Source organism: Christensenella timonensis (genome assembly GCF_900087015.1).
In the GTDB taxonomy this organism is placed as follows: domain Bacteria; phylum Bacillota; class Clostridia; order Christensenellales; family Christensenellaceae; genus Christensenella; species Christensenella timonensis.
Genome location: NZ_FLKP01000002.1, coordinates 319,773 through 335,238 on the forward strand (window position 1 = coordinate 319,773; position 15,466 = coordinate 335,238).

A 15,466-nucleotide genomic window follows, 5' to 3' on the forward strand; every position below is an offset into this window, starting at 1 on the left:
ATGCAAGGCTCCCCTTTTCGGGGGAGCCCAACATACTTTATTAAAGATTCGTTGTGTCTTAGAAGTTGTACAGCGGATCGTCCACGTTGGATTTGTCAACGTCGATCCAAGCCTGTGCAAGCAGGGTCTTGTCGTTTGCACTGTCAAGCGCCAGCTTCTCGTAGCCCTGTACCGTCAGCGCTGTGCCGGCACCGATCTCTTCGCCGTTCAAGATACGCAGAGCCAGTTCATTCATCGCGTAACCAGCAGCAGCCGGATCCCAGAAGGAGATCATGTCGATGACGCCGTCACGTACATATTTACCGGAAACGGATACGAGGGACGTACCAACGATATGCACCTTGCCGGTCATACCCATTTCGTCAACCGCCCTTGCGATACCGGCCGGGTCAGCCATGGAAGAACCCTGGAAGCCTGTGATGTTGGCATTTGCCGTCAGGGCTTCTTTGGTCTTGTTGTAAGCTTGTTCCTGGTCTTCTGCGGACTCGATCTTGTCCATAGCCAGTTTCATGTCAGGATAGTTCTGCTCCTGGTAAGCGATGGAAGAATCCACCCAGGTGTTGTGGGAAGCGGATGTCAGATAGCCAACCATCATCGCGTACTCACCCTTTTCGCCCATGAGCTCTGCCAGCTTCATCATGAAGTGCTCGCCGTAAGCAACGTTGTCAAACGCTTCGATGTCCCAGTCAACGTTCGTCATGCCAGCAGCCTCGTGCGAAATAACTACGATACCGGCATCTTTTGCCCTTTTCAGGACTTCTTCAAGGGACGTCGGGTCGTTCGGAACCACGCAGATCGCGTCTACGCCAGCGGCGATCGCTTCTTCCACATACTGGGCCTGCTGGGCAGCGTCGGCTTCAGCCGGGCCGTTCTGGTAAGCGTCTACGCCCGTATCGGCAGCGAACTGCTTAACGCCTTCGTCCATTCTCTGGAACCAGGCAAGGCCCGTTGCTTTGGGGATCGTAACGATCGTGTAGTCCGTCTTGAGTTCCTTCAGGGACGCATGGTCTCCGGGAACGATCTGGTCGCTTGCCGGCGCTGCGGACGCGGATTCGCTTGCAGCAGCCGATTCGCTTGCAGCGGGCGTTGCGGATTCACTTGCAGCAGCCGATTCGCTCGGAGCTGCGGATTCGCTTGCAGCAGGAGCCGGGCTCGAGCATGCGAACAGTGAGAACACCATTACCACAGCAAGAACTGCGATGACAATTTTTTTCATTTTTGTTTCCTCCTAGGTTTTTATACATTTCGTTTTCACGAAAAACTTATTTAAAATCTTTTTGATCTTTCATTTTTAAAGTGAGATTGCGATATCTATTCAACACTTAGTTTAGTAAACGATTGATTGTTTTTATTAAAACTACCACTTACGTTTAGCATTGTCAAGTCGTTTCCAGTGGTAAACTACTAAACAAATTGCCTTTGCGAAAAGAAAAACACTTTGTGAACAAAATGCTACCGGTTTTTCTTTTTATCTTCATATTTTTGTAAAAAAATAACGTCTGCTTTGTACATGTTTTTATATATACCCTGTTTTCCACAAAATATTCATTTTTCTGTTTTAAATCGTATCCATATACCGCCCGGCAATTTTATTTCCTTATAATAATAGAAACATTCACAAAGTCATACGATAACTATTGACAGTCATATGACCGCATACTATAATGAGGGTGTCTTAAGACAGGGGGATTATGATATAATGAATCCCATCGGCACAAACGAAAATTTGTATCCACTCGAAAGGAGCACCAGCGTGTTAACAATCAAGCATTTTACCAAAAGCTACAAAGGCGGCAAAAAGGCGGTCGACGACCTGTCGCTTACCGTAGAGGACGGAGATATCTACGGGTTTATCGGCCATAACGGCGCAGGTAAAACGACGACCATCAAAGCTGTGGTCGGCATTTTGGATTTTGACGGCGGCCAGATCGAAATAGACGGCATGTCCATCAAGGAACAGCCCGTGGAATGCAAGCGGATTACGGCTTATATCCCGGACAACCCTGATCTTTACGACAGCCTCACCGGCATCCAGTACCTGAATTTTATCGGCGATATTTTTGCGATCCCCAAAGCGGAACGCGAGGCGCTGGTGAAGCAATACGCCGACCTTTTTGAAATCACAGTAAGCTTAGGCGACCTCATCTCTTCTTATTCCCACGGGATGAAGCAGAAGCTGGCCCTGATCTCCGCCCTCATCCACAAGCCGAAGCTGCTTGTTTTAGACGAACCGTTCGTGGGCCTTGACCCCAAAGCTGCGCACACAGTGAAACAGATCATGCGTGAGATGTGCGAAAACGGCAGCGCGATCTTCTTTTCCACGCATGTGCTGGAGGTGGCGGAAAAGCTGTGCAACAAGATCGCCATCATCAAGAACGGCAAGCTCCTGCGCGCGGGAACGATCGAGGAAGTCAAGGGCGACGAAAGCCTGGAAGACGTATTTTTGGAGTTAATCGATGAATAATCTTGGTTTATTATTAAAAACATATACGCGCACTTCGTTTGGCTTTAACAAGGCGAAGTATTCGCACGATAAAAAGGCAAAGTCAAAAGGTATGACCGTGCTCCTTACCTTCTGTTATATTATGATCGTTTTTGCCGTATTCGGCATGTGTATCGGTATGATGGACAGCCTTTCTGCGATCCACGCAGAATACATCGTTCTAAACATCATCATGATGGCCGCTTCCATTATGACGCTGTTTACGACGATCTATAAGGTAAACGGTACGCTGTTCGGGTTTGGCGATTATGATATGCTAATGTCGCTGCCCATCAAGACGGGCACGCTGATCACGAGCAGGATCCTGATCCTTTACGGGCTTAACTTCCTGTTTGTCTTAGGCGTTATGGTTCCCGCGGCCGTTGCCTACGCGATCATTGCCCAGCCTGCGGCTGCGTTTTATCCGCTTTACATTGTGATGATGCTGGCCACGCCCCTGCTGCCCATTATCATCGCTACGGTGATCGGCACACTGGTTGCGACGGCGGCCTCCCGCTTCAAGCGTAAAAACGGTATGAACGTTATTTTGACGGTCGCCGCATTTATAGTCTTCATGGTCGTATGGATGGGCTTCTGGACAAATTCCGGCGATATCATCGTCAATTTCGCGGACATCGGCGGTTCCATCAATCAGGTACTGATGAATATCTATCCCCTGGTCGGTTTGTTTGGAAGTGCGGTAGCGGATTTCAACATTCTTTCCTTCCTGCTCTTCCTGCTGATTTCGTTGGGCGCGTTCGCTGTCTTTGTGGTTGTGATCGCCAAGCTGTTCAAAAAGATCAACACTTCCATTACTACCACGCGTACGGCATCGAACTACAAGATGACGGAGCTGAAAACGGCTTCGCCAAAAAAAGCGCTTTACAAGAGGGAAATGAAACGGTATCTTTCCTCTTCGCGGTACGTCCTCAATACCGCGGTCGGTCCGCTTCTGCTGATCGTGTTCGGCATCATCCTGCTGGTTTCGGGCGTTGACGGTTTCGGCGTCTATTCGGAGATACCGCAGTTTTCGACGCTGGTCGCGGTCGCCGCCCCGATGGGAATCTCGTTCTTTTTGGTCATTGCCTCTCCGTCGGCTTCCTCCGTTTCGCTTGAAGGAAGGAACCTGTGGATCGTGCGTTCGCTGCCTGTGGACACGCGGCTGGTGTTAAAGGCCAAGATCAACGTGACGATGACGCTTTTCTACCCGTCGGTGATCATTTGCGGCACGCTGTTTAACCTCGCGGTCAAGCCCGACCTTCCGCTGGCGATCGGCATGTACCTGATTCCGCTTGCGTACAGCTATTTCGCGGCGCTGCTCGGCCTCAAGTGCAACCTCAATTCTCCAAATTTTGACTGGACGAACGAGGTGACGGTCGTCAAGCAGAGCAAGCCGGTCCTGATCACCATGCTGGCCGGTATGCTGCTCACCATCGTCCCCGCGTTCCTCGCCCTTTTCATGGGGCCGGTCATTATGCTCATCATGTTTGTGGCGGTCACGGCATTGGACATCGTCTTGTACCGCAACCTGATGACCAAAGGCGTAAAACAATTTGAAAGTTTCTGATACACTTATGGCTTAGGCCGTCCCAAACCCGGGGCGGCCTTTTCAGGAGTGCTCCTGCCATGTTAAAAGAACTCGCCCTTTCCAAAACAGTATACGAATACGGATTTTGCGCCCTGGCATGCAGTCGCATCCAACAATAAATATGATGCCCGTTTAAAGACGATCGAAACCATGATTGAAGCCATCGAAAACAGGTTATAAATTGGCCATGGAATATTTTTCCTGCAAACGGAACGCCCGTTCACTTTAGGAAACGGCGTTATCCATTTGTTTGAAACATATTTACTATTCCATGCGAAACGTTTACGCTTATGTTACATCCGGTATATTCATTTCGCAGCCAAGTTTTTGACGAACGAGGGCAGGCCCTATGGCAACGAAAAAGCTTCGATTGTTTGACGCTATCCTCGCGGCAGTGTGTATTGTGCTCACGATCGACGCAGTCGCGCCGGCAGCCGCGATCGGCAATTCCCAGTATTTTTGGTGGATCCTTCTTCTCTTGGGATTCTTTATTCCCTATGGCCTCGTCAACGCGGAGCTGGGGACGGCCTATGAGGATGAGGGAGGACTGTGCGACTGGGTCAAACGCGCCTTTGGCATCCGTACCGGTTCGCGGGCGGCATTTTATTACTGGATCAACTTCCCCATTTGGGTAACTTCCACACTCGTGATGTTTACACAGGTTTTTACCGCGGCGACAGGGATTCCCGTACCGCCCCTGACCGCGCTCTTTGTGCAACTGGGCGTAGTATGGCTGGTGATCTTCCTCTCCAACTACCGCATCAGCGAAAGCAAATGGCTGGTGAATATCGGCGCGCTTTTAAAGACCGGCCTCATCCTTCTGCTGGGCTGCCTGGGCATATACGCGGCGCTCACGCGCGGGGTCGCCAATCCCGCAAATTCCTTTGCTGATTTTCTTCCCAGCGCCTCCGGGCTTTCGTATATTTCCATTATCATCTTCAACTTCATCGGCTTTGAGGTGGTCACCACCTATGCCAGCGACATGCAGAACGCAAAAAAAGAGATCCCGCGAGCTATCATTTTGAGCGGCATCCTCATTACTGCGTTCTATTTATTTGCCTCTTTTGGGATCGGCGTAGCCATCCCCACAGCCGAACTTTCCAAAGCCAGCGGCTTTATCGACAGCCTACGCATCCTCCTTGGGTCTACCGGCGGTATCCTGCTCGTCACCTGCGGCGCGCTTTTTATGTTCACGCTCGTCACCAACATGATGACCTGGTCGCTGGGCGTCAATTATGTGACCCAGCATGCGGCGCAATATGGGACGCTTCCAAAATTCCTTGCCAGCAAAAGCAAAAAGCAAAAAATGCCGCTGGGAGCGAACATCACCAATGGAGTGATCATCACCATCATGCTGGTCGCCGCCGCTATCCTCGAGCTTTCCGGCAGCGGCACGGACGTATTCTGGATGTTCTTTGCGCTCAATGTCGATTTGCTGCTTGCATGTTACCTGTTTTTATTCCCTTCTTTCTGGAAACTGCGCAAGATCAATCCCGACCGGGCCCGGCCTTACCGCGTCAAGGGCGGGAAAGTCCGCATTTTCCTGACGGCGCTGATTCCCTTTGCGCTTTTGTGTATGACGCTTTTCTTCACTTTCTTCGACCAGCAGCCGGACGGCTCGCTCGCCGTCAACCTGCCGATCGTCATTGGGGTGGCGATCGCTGTAGCCGTGGGAGAGATTGTCGCCTGGCACAGCATCTCCAAATACAGGAAAAAACAGGCCGCGGCAAAATCTGCGCAGCCTGTGGAATGAGTTTTGCTTTTTTTCACCAGGGGCGGCTTATTTTTGGGGCAGGACTTCCATCCAGTAGCCGTCCGGGTCTTCGATGAAATAGATCCCCATGGCCTCGTTTTCAAAACAGATACAACCCATTTCCTGATGCAGCTTATGCGCCGCCTCGTAATCGTCCGTTTCAAAGGCCAGGTGTATCTCGTTATCCCCCAGGTCATACGGGGTGTCTTTTTCCCGCAGCCATGTGAGCTCCAACTGGTGCGGCGCCTGCTCGTTCGCCAAATATACGATGGTAAAGCTTCCGTCCCCCGCTTCCTTGCGGCGCACTTCTTTTAAGCCCAGCGCCTTTTCATAAAATGCAAGGGACTTCTGCAAGTCGAATACGTTTAAATTATTGTGGATCATTTTGAACTTCATCTCAGCTGTTCTCCCCTACTTTACGTCCGTATGCTTTTTTACCCTCTTCCACCGCTTCGTCTATACAAACGTCTTCCGGCAATACGGAGGTACAGTGCGGGCAGCGCGTCGCGTCGTCCGCGATCTCGCCTTTACAGTACGGGCATAAGCGCGGCGCCTTTTCCGGCTCCGGTTCCGGCTTCCTGTTTAAGCTGTTGAGCCCCTTGATCAGCAGGAAAATTACCAGTGCGATGATCAGGAAATTAATGACCGCATTGATAAACGCCCCAATCTGTATTGCCGCGCCCGCCGGGTCTGCACTGAGCGGAATCTTCAGATTGGAAAAATCCATCATGCCTCCGGTCACCAGGCCGATGATCGGGTTGAGGATGTTTTCTACCAGGGCGTTGACGATTGCAGTAAACGCGCCGCCGATGATCACGCCGACTGCCAGATCCATTACGCTCCCGCGCGAGATAAATTCCTTAAACTCCTGTAATAAGCCTTTTCCTTTTTTCTTTTTTTCCATCCCTTACCTCTCCTCCCGGTTATGGTTTTGATTTATGATTCCATGGCGGCTAGGCATCCCAGCCAAACCGTTTCATGTCCACATAGCCATCGCTGCTGACGCATACCCCTTCCGCAGCGAGCATGCTTTTTTGCGCATCCAGGCCGCCGAACGCAAAGGCGGGGGCAAGCCGCCCCTGCCGGTTTACGACCCTGTGGCAGGGGACGACCCCCGGCTGCTTGTTTACGTGCAGCGCATATCCCACAGCCCGCGACGCGCGCGGATTGCCCGCAAGACGCGCGACCTGTCCGTAGGACGCGACTTTTCCGCACGGTATCTGCTTGACGATCTCGTAGACCTGCTGAAAAAAATTCACGTACTTTGCGTTTCCTTTCATGAAATCCGGTTATCAATATTATATCATTAAATTTTCCAAAAGAAAGGGAAAACAATGTCTAGGCATGTAAAAATGATGATGCTGGATACCTGTCCGCACTGCAAACGCGCGTTTGAACTGATGGACGAACTGAAAAAGGAACACCCGGAATATAACCAGGTGGACATCGAAACCATCGAAGAACGCCGAGAGCCTGAAAAGACAAAGGGCTACGATTACTGGTATGTCCCCTGCTTTTTTGTGGATGGCGTCAAAGTACATGAAGGGGTGCCTTCCAAAGAAAAGATCGAGCAGGTCTTTATCGAGGCGCTCAAACCGTAAAGCCTATATCACTCTTCACTATATCTGTTTCTTATAACAAAAGAGAGCGCATAGCGCCCTCTTTTGTTATTTTATGTCGGATGCTTAGAACCGCGTATCGTACTGTTTGTTTTCCTGCAGGATATCTTCCAGGATATTTTTTGCCACTGTTTCGCTGTGCACGAACGGATCGATGAGCAGCGACTGCAACGCCAGCGTTTTGTCGCCTGTTGCGGTCGCGTCCGCTGCCAGCAGCGCCATACGGCCGTTGAGCTCGCAGATCGCGGCAGCCGCGTCAGGCAGCCGGCCGATCTTTGTCTGGGCCACGTAATCCGGGCCGATCACGCCGCACGTCTCAACGATGAGGTCAGGAGACAGGTTTTCGATCGTGCCGCCGTTCACCGCATTGAAAGCCGGAAAATAGGTGGGGTCTCCGCCGAACATATAGCGGCTGATCTGTGTGCTCATCCAGCCTGTCCTCCTCTGTTTGATAAACGCCTGCGCACTTTCCTTGCCTGTGATCTTTGCTGCGATCTGCGCCCATGCGTCCTTGTCGCGGCCCCCGAACCAGTCTTTTACCGGGAAGGGATAAAGGCCGCAGCGTTCCTGGTTGCCTTTATCGGACGACCAGCAATAATCCGCTACGTGGCTGTCGGCCGGGGAACCGAACAGCCCGAACAATTTATAGACCTCCGTGCAGTAACGGTAGCCTGCCGGGATATCCGAAAGCGGCACGCTGTCGAGGATCGACTTGAGTTTCGGGTACAGGTCTTCGCCTGTCTTTTTGTCGCGTACGTCGAGGATCCACATCATGTGGTTGACGCCTGCCTGCCGCAGCGTGATGTTGTCCGCCGGGCACATGAATTCGCGTTCCACAGGGTCTGCAAGCTTGGTGCTTTCGTCCCTGTCCGTCATACCTAAAATCTGTTCGAGCGCCATTTGTACGAGCTCGTGCCCATAGCAGTAGCCCACTACTTTTGTTTTGCTGTGGCGCGTGACCGCCGCCTGGATCCTTGCGAGCGGGTTGTTGTCGAGCACCAGCCATGCCTGCGGGCACAGCTCTTCCATATCCGCCGCGATATCGAGCGCGAGCGGTACGTGGCGCATTGCCATCGAAAGCCCTGCCGGGCCTGTCGTATGGAATTCATACGGGTTGAGGCCGTGTTTCTGGCAGATCTCCAGCTCCCTGGCCCACGCGTGCATGTAATTGACCGCTGCGAACATGTAGACGACCTTTGCGCCGGGAAGCATGTCCCTGCGGTCGGGACTGCCGATAAATTCCACGTCCCAGTCCATGATCTCGTTTAATTTCTTGCCGATATTCAGCACTTCTTCGAGGCGCTCCGGACGCCTGTCCACCAGAGCGACCGTGCAGCCCCTGAATTCTTCATATTTGAAGATCTCCTGTAAAAAGAACTCCGTATACTGGCTTCCCGAGCCGATCAATACGATTTTGTTTTCTCTTGCCATGATAGTTTCCTCCTTGCTATCTCTTCGCATTCTTTCTTGCATAGTTGATCAATATCAAAAGCACCACCGCGCCGTAAATGATTTTGCGCACGGGCTCTCCCATCTGTATCGTCATCAGCAGGGACTCCAAGATGGTCAGGAAAATAACGCCCGTGACCGCCCCGCCGTAGTTGCCCTGCCCGCCGGTAAGCGATATCCCGCCGACGACCGCCGCCGCAATGGACGGCATGACATAGGCACCGCCGGTCTCTAAATTGTTCGGGGTAGACATATACCCGAGCAGGAACATGCCCGCGATGCCGCATACAAGGCCGCCCGCGCCGTACGCCAGTACCCGCACAAGGCGCGTATCCACGCCTGAGAGTTCCGCCGTCATGCGGTTTGCACCTACGCCGTAGAGCATACTTCCCAGTTTGGTTTTTTTCGTGATCAGCATCACCGCCACAATGATGAGCGCCCATACCCAGATCATGTTAGGAATGCCGGCGACATTGCCGTATACGAAGCTGTACAATATGCTGGGCGCCATGCCGTTCGGGAACCCCCCGGTATAAAGCAGCATAAAACCAATGATGACGCTGCTCATGGAAAGCGTCATGATGAGCGGCGGTATTTTCAGGATTGCTACGCCCAGGCCGTTGATGAGGCCGAAGCCCACGCTTACTGCAAGCGCAACGATAATGGCGAGCGCTAAATGATTGGTATCCGTATTGATTTGCGCGATCAGGATCATCGCAAATTGCAGGATGGAACCGACCGACAGGTCTATTCCCCCGCTGTCCACGACCATGACGATCGTCTGCGCCAGGGTAATGATGCCCAGGAAGGCCGCGATCATCAGGAGGTTCAGTATGTTGGATGGCGCTGCAAATCCCGGAGATATGATTTGTCCGGCTACTAACAGTATAACAGATAACAGGATCGCCATAAATGTATTTGACTGGATCCCTTTTTTTAATGCCAGTGTTTTACTCGTATTCATGTTCGCCACCTCAACTCGTCCGTTTCTTTAGGTTCGGGATCGCTGCGATAAAAAGTGCGATGATCACGATCAATCCCCTGATCATATCCTGGTAAAAGGACGGGATGCCGGCAAAATAAATGATATTGGTGATCAGTATCATGATGGAGCCGCCGAGCGCCGCGCCAAGCATTTTTCCTGTGCCGCCCATAAGGGAGATACCGCCCATGATCGCCGCGGCGACCGTTGTGAGCTGGTATGTATTTCCAACCCTGAAATCCCCGGCGCCCGTCTGCCCCGAGACGATGATGCCTACGATCCAGATGAAGAAGCCGGAAAGCAGGAACGCGCAGAACTTGATGCGTTTGGCGTTGATGCCGCTCGCTTCCGCGGCAGCCTCGTTGCCGCCTACGGCATAGATATATTTTCCGAATTTTGTTTTGGAGATGATCCACCACAGCACGCCCACTGCCGCCAGTAGCAGCACGGTGGCAGGCAATACGCCGCCGATACTGGCCGAGTAAAGCCCGGGCAGCCATTTGGGGATGTACCCGCCCGGTACCGGGAGTACCAACAGGGAAATGCCTATCAGCATCATGGATACGGCAAAGGTCGCGACCATGGAGGGCAGCCGCAGATATGCGACCAGCACGCCATTTAGTGCGCTTACCGCAAGCGCCGCCAGCAGGCTCACCGCAAAGGCGAACATCACCGATTCGGGCGTATCGCCCATCGTCGTTGCCAACATGCAGTTGACCAGCGAGATGGCTGCGCCGATGGACAGGTCTATGCTGCCGCTGATGATGACGATACTTTGCGCGATCGTCGCTACCACAATGGGGGTGATGACCGACAGGTTCCCGTAGATCGTGCCTGCGGAAAAGAACCGCTGGTCGAGAATCACGTTTAAACCGAATATAATGATAAAAATCGTAACGCCGGCAAACAGAGAACTTTTTGTGATCGACTTGAGATTAATCTGTGCTTTTTCCATTTTCTCCGCCTCCTTCGTTATGCATGTGCAGCGCTTCTTCCACCAGCCGCGCGTCGCTCAGCTCTTCGCGCGGCACTTCCGCGACGACCTTCCCCTCGAACATGACCAATACCCGGTTGCAGATATCGACCAGCTCGTGGTTATCGCTTGCATAGAGCAGCACCGCTTTGCCTTCCTGCGCAAAGCCCCGGCATATTTCGTAAAGCTCCCTGCGCGCTTCCACGTCGATCCCTTTGGCAGGGTCGGACATCAGCAGCACGTTGGGCTTACGGTTGATCCACTTTCCGACGACGACCTTTTGCTGGTTGCCTCCTGACAGGTTCCCTACGTTCATGGATGGATCACGCGGCGTGAGCGATATTTTGTCCATCAGCTCGTCCGTCTTTTTTTTGAGCGCGCGGTGTTTCAATATAAAGGGCGATTTTCGACTGCAAAATTCCGGATACAGCAGGTTGTCAAAAACGGTGTGCTGCAGAAACAAACCTTCCTTGTTGCGGTCTCCGGGCACCAGCACCACGCCCGCGTCGATCGCTTTTTTGGCGCTGTTCCACTTTGTTTTTTCGTTTTTGAAATAGATTTCCCCGGACGTCTTGGGCAAAAAGCCCGAGATGGCCAGCAGCAGTTCTTCCTGTCCCATCCCCTGCAGCCCGGATATCCCCACGATCTCGCCTTCTTTCACCTCAAAATTGATATCGTGCAGGATATTTTTGATGCATAAATTTTCTACCTTGAGCATGGCAGCGCCCAGCTTCGCACCGGAGGCGTGTACCTGCGTTTCTTCCTCTTTTCCGGTGATCTCGCGAAGGATCTTTTTGTTGTGTTCCTCCGGGTCGATCTCCCGCAGGTCAAGCGTACTCACTGTTTTTCCGTTTCTTAAAACCACGACCTTATCGCACAATTGTGTCACCTCCCACATCCTGTGGGAGATGAACACAATCGATGTGCCTTGTTCTTTCAGCTCTGCTACGATCTCAAAGAGCATGTTTACCTGTGCAAATTCCAAAGATGCAGTCGGTTCATCCAGTATGAGCAGCTTTGGCTTTAAGGATACCGCTTTACATATTTCCACCAGTTGCTTCTGGGATGGGGAAAGTTCGCTGACCTTGCACATTTCGAGCCCTTGTAAGCCGAACCGTTCAAGCGCCTGTTTTGCCTGCGCAAGCAGTGTGCGGCTGTCGATCAGTATCCCCTTTTTTTGTTCGTTGCCCATGCAGATGTTTTCCCACACCGTCATGTCGTTCACAAGGCTTAAATTCTGATGCGCCATGGCGATGCCGATCTTAAGCGCCTGCTTTGTGGAATGGATCGTCACGGGCTTCCCTTCAAAGAGGATCTCCCCGCTGTCCGCGCAGTAAAGGCCCGAAATCACGCGGGACAGCGTTGTCTTTCCCGAACCGTTGGCCCCGAGCAGCCCGCATACCGTACCTTGCTCGATCTTTATGCTGGCTTCGCTTAAGGCGACCACGCCCCCGAAATGCTTGCTGATCCCTTTCACCTCTAATGTGTTCATGTCATACCCTCCATGCCTGCATCCTCCGGCATTTTTACTTGCTGAATAAAGCGTCCAGGTCTTCTTCGCCCATCCATTCGTCCGGATAATAAGAGTCCGGGCGGCCTTCTGTTTCTACATACTGTGTATAGAATTCGTCAAAATTGTTTTCGTCCACTTTGACCGAAACATCGTACAGATAGGTATTCCCATCTACCCATTCGCCCTGGAATTCCTTGCCCTGTGCGATACGCACCGCAAAGCCGAGCGCCGTCGCGCCGATTCCCGGCGGGTTTACAAGGCCAAAGGATACAAAATCCGGATGTTCGTCGCGGATCGTTTTCCATTCCTTCAGCCCCGCGACCTGCGTCTCCCCTGTGGATACGATATCGTCCAGTTTGTTTGCGGATTTCATAGCATTGTAGATCCCTACCGCCATACCGTCCATGGAAAGGATGCCCTTGAGGTTCGGGTTAGTGGCAATGAGCTGCGAAGCGGCTTTCTGTCCGCCCGGGTTGTCCCAGTTTCCTACTGCCGTTCCCACGATCTTGATATCGGGATACTGTGCGAGCGCGTCTTTCCAGCCGGCAACGCGCTGGTCGTTTGCGGGCATGCCCGGCGTTCCCTCGATGTACGCGACTTCGCCTTCTTTGCCGATCGCATTCGCCAGCCAGTCGGCATACTGGTATCCCCAGGTATAGTGGTCGATCGTTACATTGTGTACCCCTTCTGCGGAGATCGCCTGGTCAAAAGCAACGACCGTAACGCCTTTTGCAACCGCTTCTTCCGCCACTTCGTTGAGGCCGTCCGCGGAGATAGGGTTGATGAGCAGTACGTCGATGCCATCGTTCACCATGTTACGGATCTGTGCGATCTGTGCGTTCGTATCCGTTCCGGCATGCTGTACGATGAGGTCTCCTTCTACCCAGCCTTTGCCTTTGTAGTTTTCAAACACACGCAACACATCGTCGATCATCTGTGCGCGCCATGGATACATGAACGTGTTTGAAAGGCCTACTTTAAGCGGCTTTACCTGTGCGCCTTCCGCCGGTGCGGAAGCTTCTTCACCGGCAGCGCCCGATTCGGACGCTGCCGCGGACTCGCTTGCCGCGGGCACATCGGACGCGGATTGCTGTGCCGGAGCAGGTGCGCATGCCACAGCGACCATGGCCACTGCCAGCAACATGACTACTGCAAATGTAATTTTTTTCATTTTCTTTCCTCTCTTCTTCTTTATGTTTTATTGATTTTGGAATGTCTATTCCAAACTGTTGTACCATTGCGTGATGTGTTCTTTTAGCTGCATTATGTTGGGGCTTTCCCCGTGCATGATGTAATAGCTGGACATGGCATTGCCATAGACATTGCATACATCGCTCGGTGCGCCGCACAGCCTTCCCAGCGCATACCCTGCATTGAAATTATCGCCCGCGCCGGTCAGCAGCTTGGGCGCTTCGTTGAATTGCGTGGGCAGGGAATATATCTTATGGCCGATGCAGGAATGGCAATCTTTGCAGCTGTGCAGCACGATACCTGCGACAGCGATCTCGTTCCCCAGTCTCCCGCACAACTGCCTGTAATCGGAAATTTCCTCCGAAAAGAGCATCTTTCCCACTTCCATCGCTTCGTTTTCATTGAGGCTCAATACCACCGTTCTCACGGTAGCCAGCTGCTCCAGAATCCCGAGCATCTCGCGGATATCCGCTTTTGAGCGGCGCGAACAGTCCGCCAGATCCACAAAAATTTCTTTGGACTTATCGGGCGTTTGCGCAAGATAGGCGTACAATTTTTCCCAAAGGCAGGAAGCATATTCGAGCTCGCTCCAATTGACGAGCGCCAGCATATCGGCGTCTGCAAATACGGTTTCCAGTTTTTCCTCGCCGATACATGCAACGATCTGTGCCCATGCGTCGTGCTCCATCTTTACATTGGGGGAAAGCATTACCTTCCCGTCTTTAAATTCCAGCGACATGGCGATCGCGTTGTTCCCATAGCTGTACAGCTCGCACTTTTCGCGCATCCCGTCGAACACTTCATTGATTTGGTTTTTCCCGAACAGGCCGATCACCGATGTATTCACGCCGCATTCGCTGACCGCGTTTGCAAAAATCGCGCAGTTCCCACCGGGTTTGCGGATGCTTTCATCGAGCTCGATGCTGCAGCTTACCCCGCTTTTGGAGGAAAGGTAATCGCCAAACTCCGCCATCGTTTCAAAAAATTCCACCGTTTCCCGGTCTTTTTTGCGTACCGCCCTGCAGATGGAATCCGAGCAGCCGTCAAACCCGAGGGTGATCGTTTTTTGGTTTGGTTGCGCATATTCTAAATTTTGAATTGCTTGTTCCAACAGGTTTTTCATATGAAGTAGTTCCTTAAACGATTTTTTTTGCGGCTGCTTTGTCGAAATAGAATGTGATGTCCGCATGGCCGCGGATGAGCGTTACCGGGCAATCCTCTGTTTTTTCGCCCCTGACCGCCTGCTCCACGATATCGGCCTTGTGCTCTCCGAACGCCATGACGATCACCTTTTTCGCCTGCATGATCTGCGGAATGCCGATCGTGATGCCCGAAGTGAGCGCATAGTCCTTATCGAAATATTTGGCGCCTACCGTTTTGCTCGTCTGGCTTAAAGGTACAACGCGGATGCCGTCCGTTTCTTTTGTGCCCGGCTCGTTGAAGCCGATGTGCCCGTTCATGCCGATGCCGAGCAGGATAACGTCGATCGCCCCGCCGTTTTGTTCAATGAATTGCGCCGCGCCGTTGCATTCCTTTTTGAGGTCTTCGCTTTGCCCATCAAAGAAGAACATCCGCTCGCCACGCTCGATTTTGAGTGGCTTTAAAAAATATTTGGATACGTCGTGGATGCAGCTGCCCGGGTCGCCTATGCCGAGGCCGACCCATTCGTCGAGGGAAAGGAAGCGGAAAGAATCCGCAGGATATTTATTTTCCTGTGCATCGCTCACCAGCCGCTTCATGACCCGAACGGGGGAATGTCCCGCGCACAGGCACATCAGGGCGTCCTCTTTTTCCCTGACCACATTTTCGATTTCCCCTGCGATTGCCGCGGAGAGCTTCTTTTCGTTTTCTACGATTTGAATGTTCATATTATCTTATTGCCTCCTATTTAATTAGCTAACTTTGTTAATTAATTG

The 15,466-nt window shown here is 52.3% G+C and carries 15 protein-coding genes and 1 pseudogene; 5 read left to right on the top strand and 11 right to left on the bottom strand.

Annotated elements, in window-relative coordinates:
* Positions 1 to 58: 58 nt before the first annotated feature.
* The gene (locus tag BN6471_RS02995; protein WP_066645395.1) at positions 59 to 1,216 is read right to left on the bottom strand and encodes an autoinducer 2 ABC transporter substrate-binding protein; all 1,158 of its coding nucleotides are present in this window, start codon (positions 1,214 to 1,216) and stop codon (positions 59 to 61) included.
* Between the two features lie 537 nt (positions 1,217 to 1,753).
* On the opposite strand from BN6471_RS02995, the gene BN6471_RS03000 reads away from it, so the two are divergent.
* From BN6471_RS03000 to BN6471_RS03010, 4 genes and pseudogenes are all read left to right on the top strand, one after another.
* Entirely contained in the window at positions 1,754 to 2,464 is a 711-nt protein-coding gene (locus tag BN6471_RS03000; RefSeq protein ID WP_066649707.1) for an ABC transporter ATP-binding protein, read from the top strand.
* Positions 2,457 to 4,049, top strand: coding sequence for a putative ABC transporter permease subunit (locus BN6471_RS03005; RefSeq protein WP_066645397.1), 1,593 nt, complete (start codon positions 2,457 to 2,459; stop codon positions 4,047 to 4,049). The genes BN6471_RS03000 and BN6471_RS03005 overlap by 8 nt, the downstream gene beginning before the upstream one ends.
* A 102-nt stretch (positions 4,050 to 4,151) precedes the next feature.
* Positions 4,152 to 4,250 (top strand): annotated as a pseudogene (locus BN6471_RS13295) (hypothetical protein); the annotation flags it as partial.
* Positions 4,251 to 4,419: 169 nt separating this feature from the next.
* Positions 4,420 to 5,823, top strand: coding sequence for an APC family permease (locus tag BN6471_RS03010; protein ID WP_066645400.1), 1,404 nt, complete (start codon positions 4,420 to 4,422; stop codon positions 5,821 to 5,823).
* 27 nt (positions 5,824 to 5,850) lie between these two features.
* Here BN6471_RS03010 and BN6471_RS03015 read toward each other — a convergent pair whose 3' ends face one another.
* From BN6471_RS03015 to BN6471_RS03025, 3 genes are read right to left on the bottom strand one after another with little or no spacing between them, the layout of a single operon-like run.
* Positions 5,851 to 6,219 (bottom strand): VOC family protein, encoded by a 369-nt coding sequence (locus tag BN6471_RS03015; protein ID WP_066645402.1) that lies wholly within the window; start codon positions 6,217 to 6,219, stop codon positions 5,851 to 5,853.
* A 1-nt stretch (position 6,220) separates the two neighbouring features.
* Positions 6,221 to 6,727 carry a large conductance mechanosensitive channel protein MscL gene (gene mscL / locus BN6471_RS03020; protein ID WP_066645404.1) on the bottom strand — a complete coding sequence of 169 codons (507 nt, stop codon included), beginning with the start codon at positions 6,725 to 6,727 and terminating at the stop codon, positions 6,221 to 6,223.
* A 49-nt stretch (positions 6,728 to 6,776) separates the two neighbouring features.
* Positions 6,777 to 7,103 (bottom strand): MGMT family protein, encoded by a 327-nt coding sequence (locus tag BN6471_RS03025; protein WP_066645406.1) that lies wholly within the window; start codon positions 7,101 to 7,103, stop codon positions 6,777 to 6,779.
* A 54-nt stretch (positions 7,104 to 7,157) separates the two neighbouring features.
* Here BN6471_RS03025 and BN6471_RS03030 point away from each other — a divergent pair, with 54 nt between their 5' ends.
* Positions 7,158 to 7,424 carry a glutaredoxin family protein gene (locus tag BN6471_RS03030; protein WP_066645408.1) on the top strand — a complete coding sequence of 89 codons (267 nt, stop codon included), beginning with the start codon at positions 7,158 to 7,160 and terminating at the stop codon, positions 7,422 to 7,424.
* 84 nt (positions 7,425 to 7,508) lie between these two features.
* Here BN6471_RS03030 and BN6471_RS03035 read toward each other — a convergent pair whose 3' ends face one another.
* From BN6471_RS03035 to BN6471_RS03065, 7 genes are read right to left on the bottom strand one after another with little or no spacing between them, the layout of a single operon-like run.
* Positions 7,509 to 8,873, bottom strand: coding sequence for a family 4 glycosyl hydrolase (locus BN6471_RS03035; RefSeq protein ID WP_066645414.1), 1,365 nt, complete (start codon positions 8,871 to 8,873; stop codon positions 7,509 to 7,511).
* Between the two features lie 16 nt (positions 8,874 to 8,889).
* Positions 8,890 to 9,855: an ABC transporter permease gene (locus tag BN6471_RS03040; protein WP_082903304.1), complete on the bottom strand. Its 966-nt coding sequence runs from the start codon at positions 9,853 to 9,855 to the stop codon at positions 8,890 to 8,892.
* 10 nt (positions 9,856 to 9,865) lie between these two features.
* Positions 9,866 to 10,828, bottom strand: coding sequence for an ABC transporter permease (locus BN6471_RS03045; protein WP_066645415.1), 963 nt, complete (start codon positions 10,826 to 10,828; stop codon positions 9,866 to 9,868).
* Positions 10,809 to 12,338 carry a sugar ABC transporter ATP-binding protein gene (locus BN6471_RS03050; RefSeq protein ID WP_066645416.1) on the bottom strand — a complete coding sequence of 510 codons (1,530 nt, stop codon included), beginning with the start codon at positions 12,336 to 12,338 and terminating at the stop codon, positions 10,809 to 10,811. Before BN6471_RS03050 ends, BN6471_RS03045 begins: the two co-directional genes overlap by 20 nt.
* A gap of 34 nt (positions 12,339 to 12,372) precedes the next feature.
* Positions 12,373 to 13,530 (bottom strand): substrate-binding domain-containing protein, encoded by a 1,158-nt coding sequence (locus tag BN6471_RS03055; RefSeq protein ID WP_066645417.1) that lies wholly within the window; start codon positions 13,528 to 13,530, stop codon positions 12,373 to 12,375.
* Between the two features lie 45 nt (positions 13,531 to 13,575).
* Positions 13,576 to 14,673, bottom strand: coding sequence for a carbohydrate kinase family protein (locus tag BN6471_RS03060; protein WP_066645419.1), 1,098 nt, complete (start codon positions 14,671 to 14,673; stop codon positions 13,576 to 13,578).
* Positions 14,674 to 14,686: 13 nt separating this feature from the next.
* Positions 14,687 to 15,418, bottom strand: a complete 732-nt coding sequence (locus tag BN6471_RS03065; RefSeq protein WP_066645425.1) for a 6-phosphogluconolactonase — start codon at positions 15,416 to 15,418, stop codon at positions 14,687 to 14,689.
* Positions 15,419 to 15,466 lie beyond the last annotated feature (48 nt).

Bases quoted from the DNA above. Each gene is read 5' to 3' on its own strand.
- BN6471_RS03045 (WP_066645415.1), bottom strand. From the start codon at position 10,828: ATGGAAAAAGCACAGATTAATCTCAAGTCGATCACAAAAAGTTCTCTG.
- BN6471_RS03030 (WP_066645408.1), top strand. From the start codon at position 7,158: ATGTCTAGGCATGTAAAAATGATGATGCTGGATACCTGTCCGCACTGC.
- BN6471_RS03035 (WP_066645414.1), bottom strand. From the start codon at position 8,873: ATGGCAAGAGAAAACAAAATCGTATTGATCGGCTCGGGAAGCCAGTAT.
- BN6471_RS03005 (WP_066645397.1), top strand. From the start codon at position 2,457: ATGAATAATCTTGGTTTATTATTAAAAACATATACGCGCACTTCGTTT.
- BN6471_RS03040 (WP_082903304.1), bottom strand. From the start codon at position 9,855: ATGAATACGAGTAAAACACTGGCATTAAAAAAAGGGATCCAGTCAAAT.
- BN6471_RS03065 (WP_066645425.1), bottom strand. From the start codon at position 15,418: ATGAACATTCAAATCGTAGAAAACGAAAAGAAGCTCTCCGCGGCAATC.
- BN6471_RS03050 (WP_066645416.1), bottom strand. From the start codon at position 12,338: ATGAACACATTAGAGGTGAAAGGGATCAGCAAGCATTTCGGGGGCGTG.
- BN6471_RS03055 (WP_066645417.1), bottom strand. From the start codon at position 13,530: ATGAAAAAAATTACATTTGCAGTAGTCATGTTGCTGGCAGTGGCCATG.
- BN6471_RS03025 (WP_066645406.1), bottom strand. From the start codon at position 7,103: ATGAAAGGAAACGCAAAGTACGTGAATTTTTTTCAGCAGGTCTACGAG.
- mscL (WP_066645404.1), bottom strand. From the start codon at position 6,727: ATGGAAAAAAAGAAAAAAGGAAAAGGCTTATTACAGGAGTTTAAGGAA.
- BN6471_RS02995 (WP_066645395.1), bottom strand. From the start codon at position 1,216: ATGAAAAAAATTGTCATCGCAGTTCTTGCTGTGGTAATGGTGTTCTCA.
- BN6471_RS03015 (WP_066645402.1), bottom strand. From the start codon at position 6,219: ATGAAGTTCAAAATGATCCACAATAATTTAAACGTATTCGACTTGCAG.
- BN6471_RS03010 (WP_066645400.1), top strand. From the start codon at position 4,420: ATGGCAACGAAAAAGCTTCGATTGTTTGACGCTATCCTCGCGGCAGTG.
- BN6471_RS03060 (WP_066645419.1), bottom strand. From the start codon at position 14,673: ATGAAAAACCTGTTGGAACAAGCAATTCAAAATTTAGAATATGCGCAA.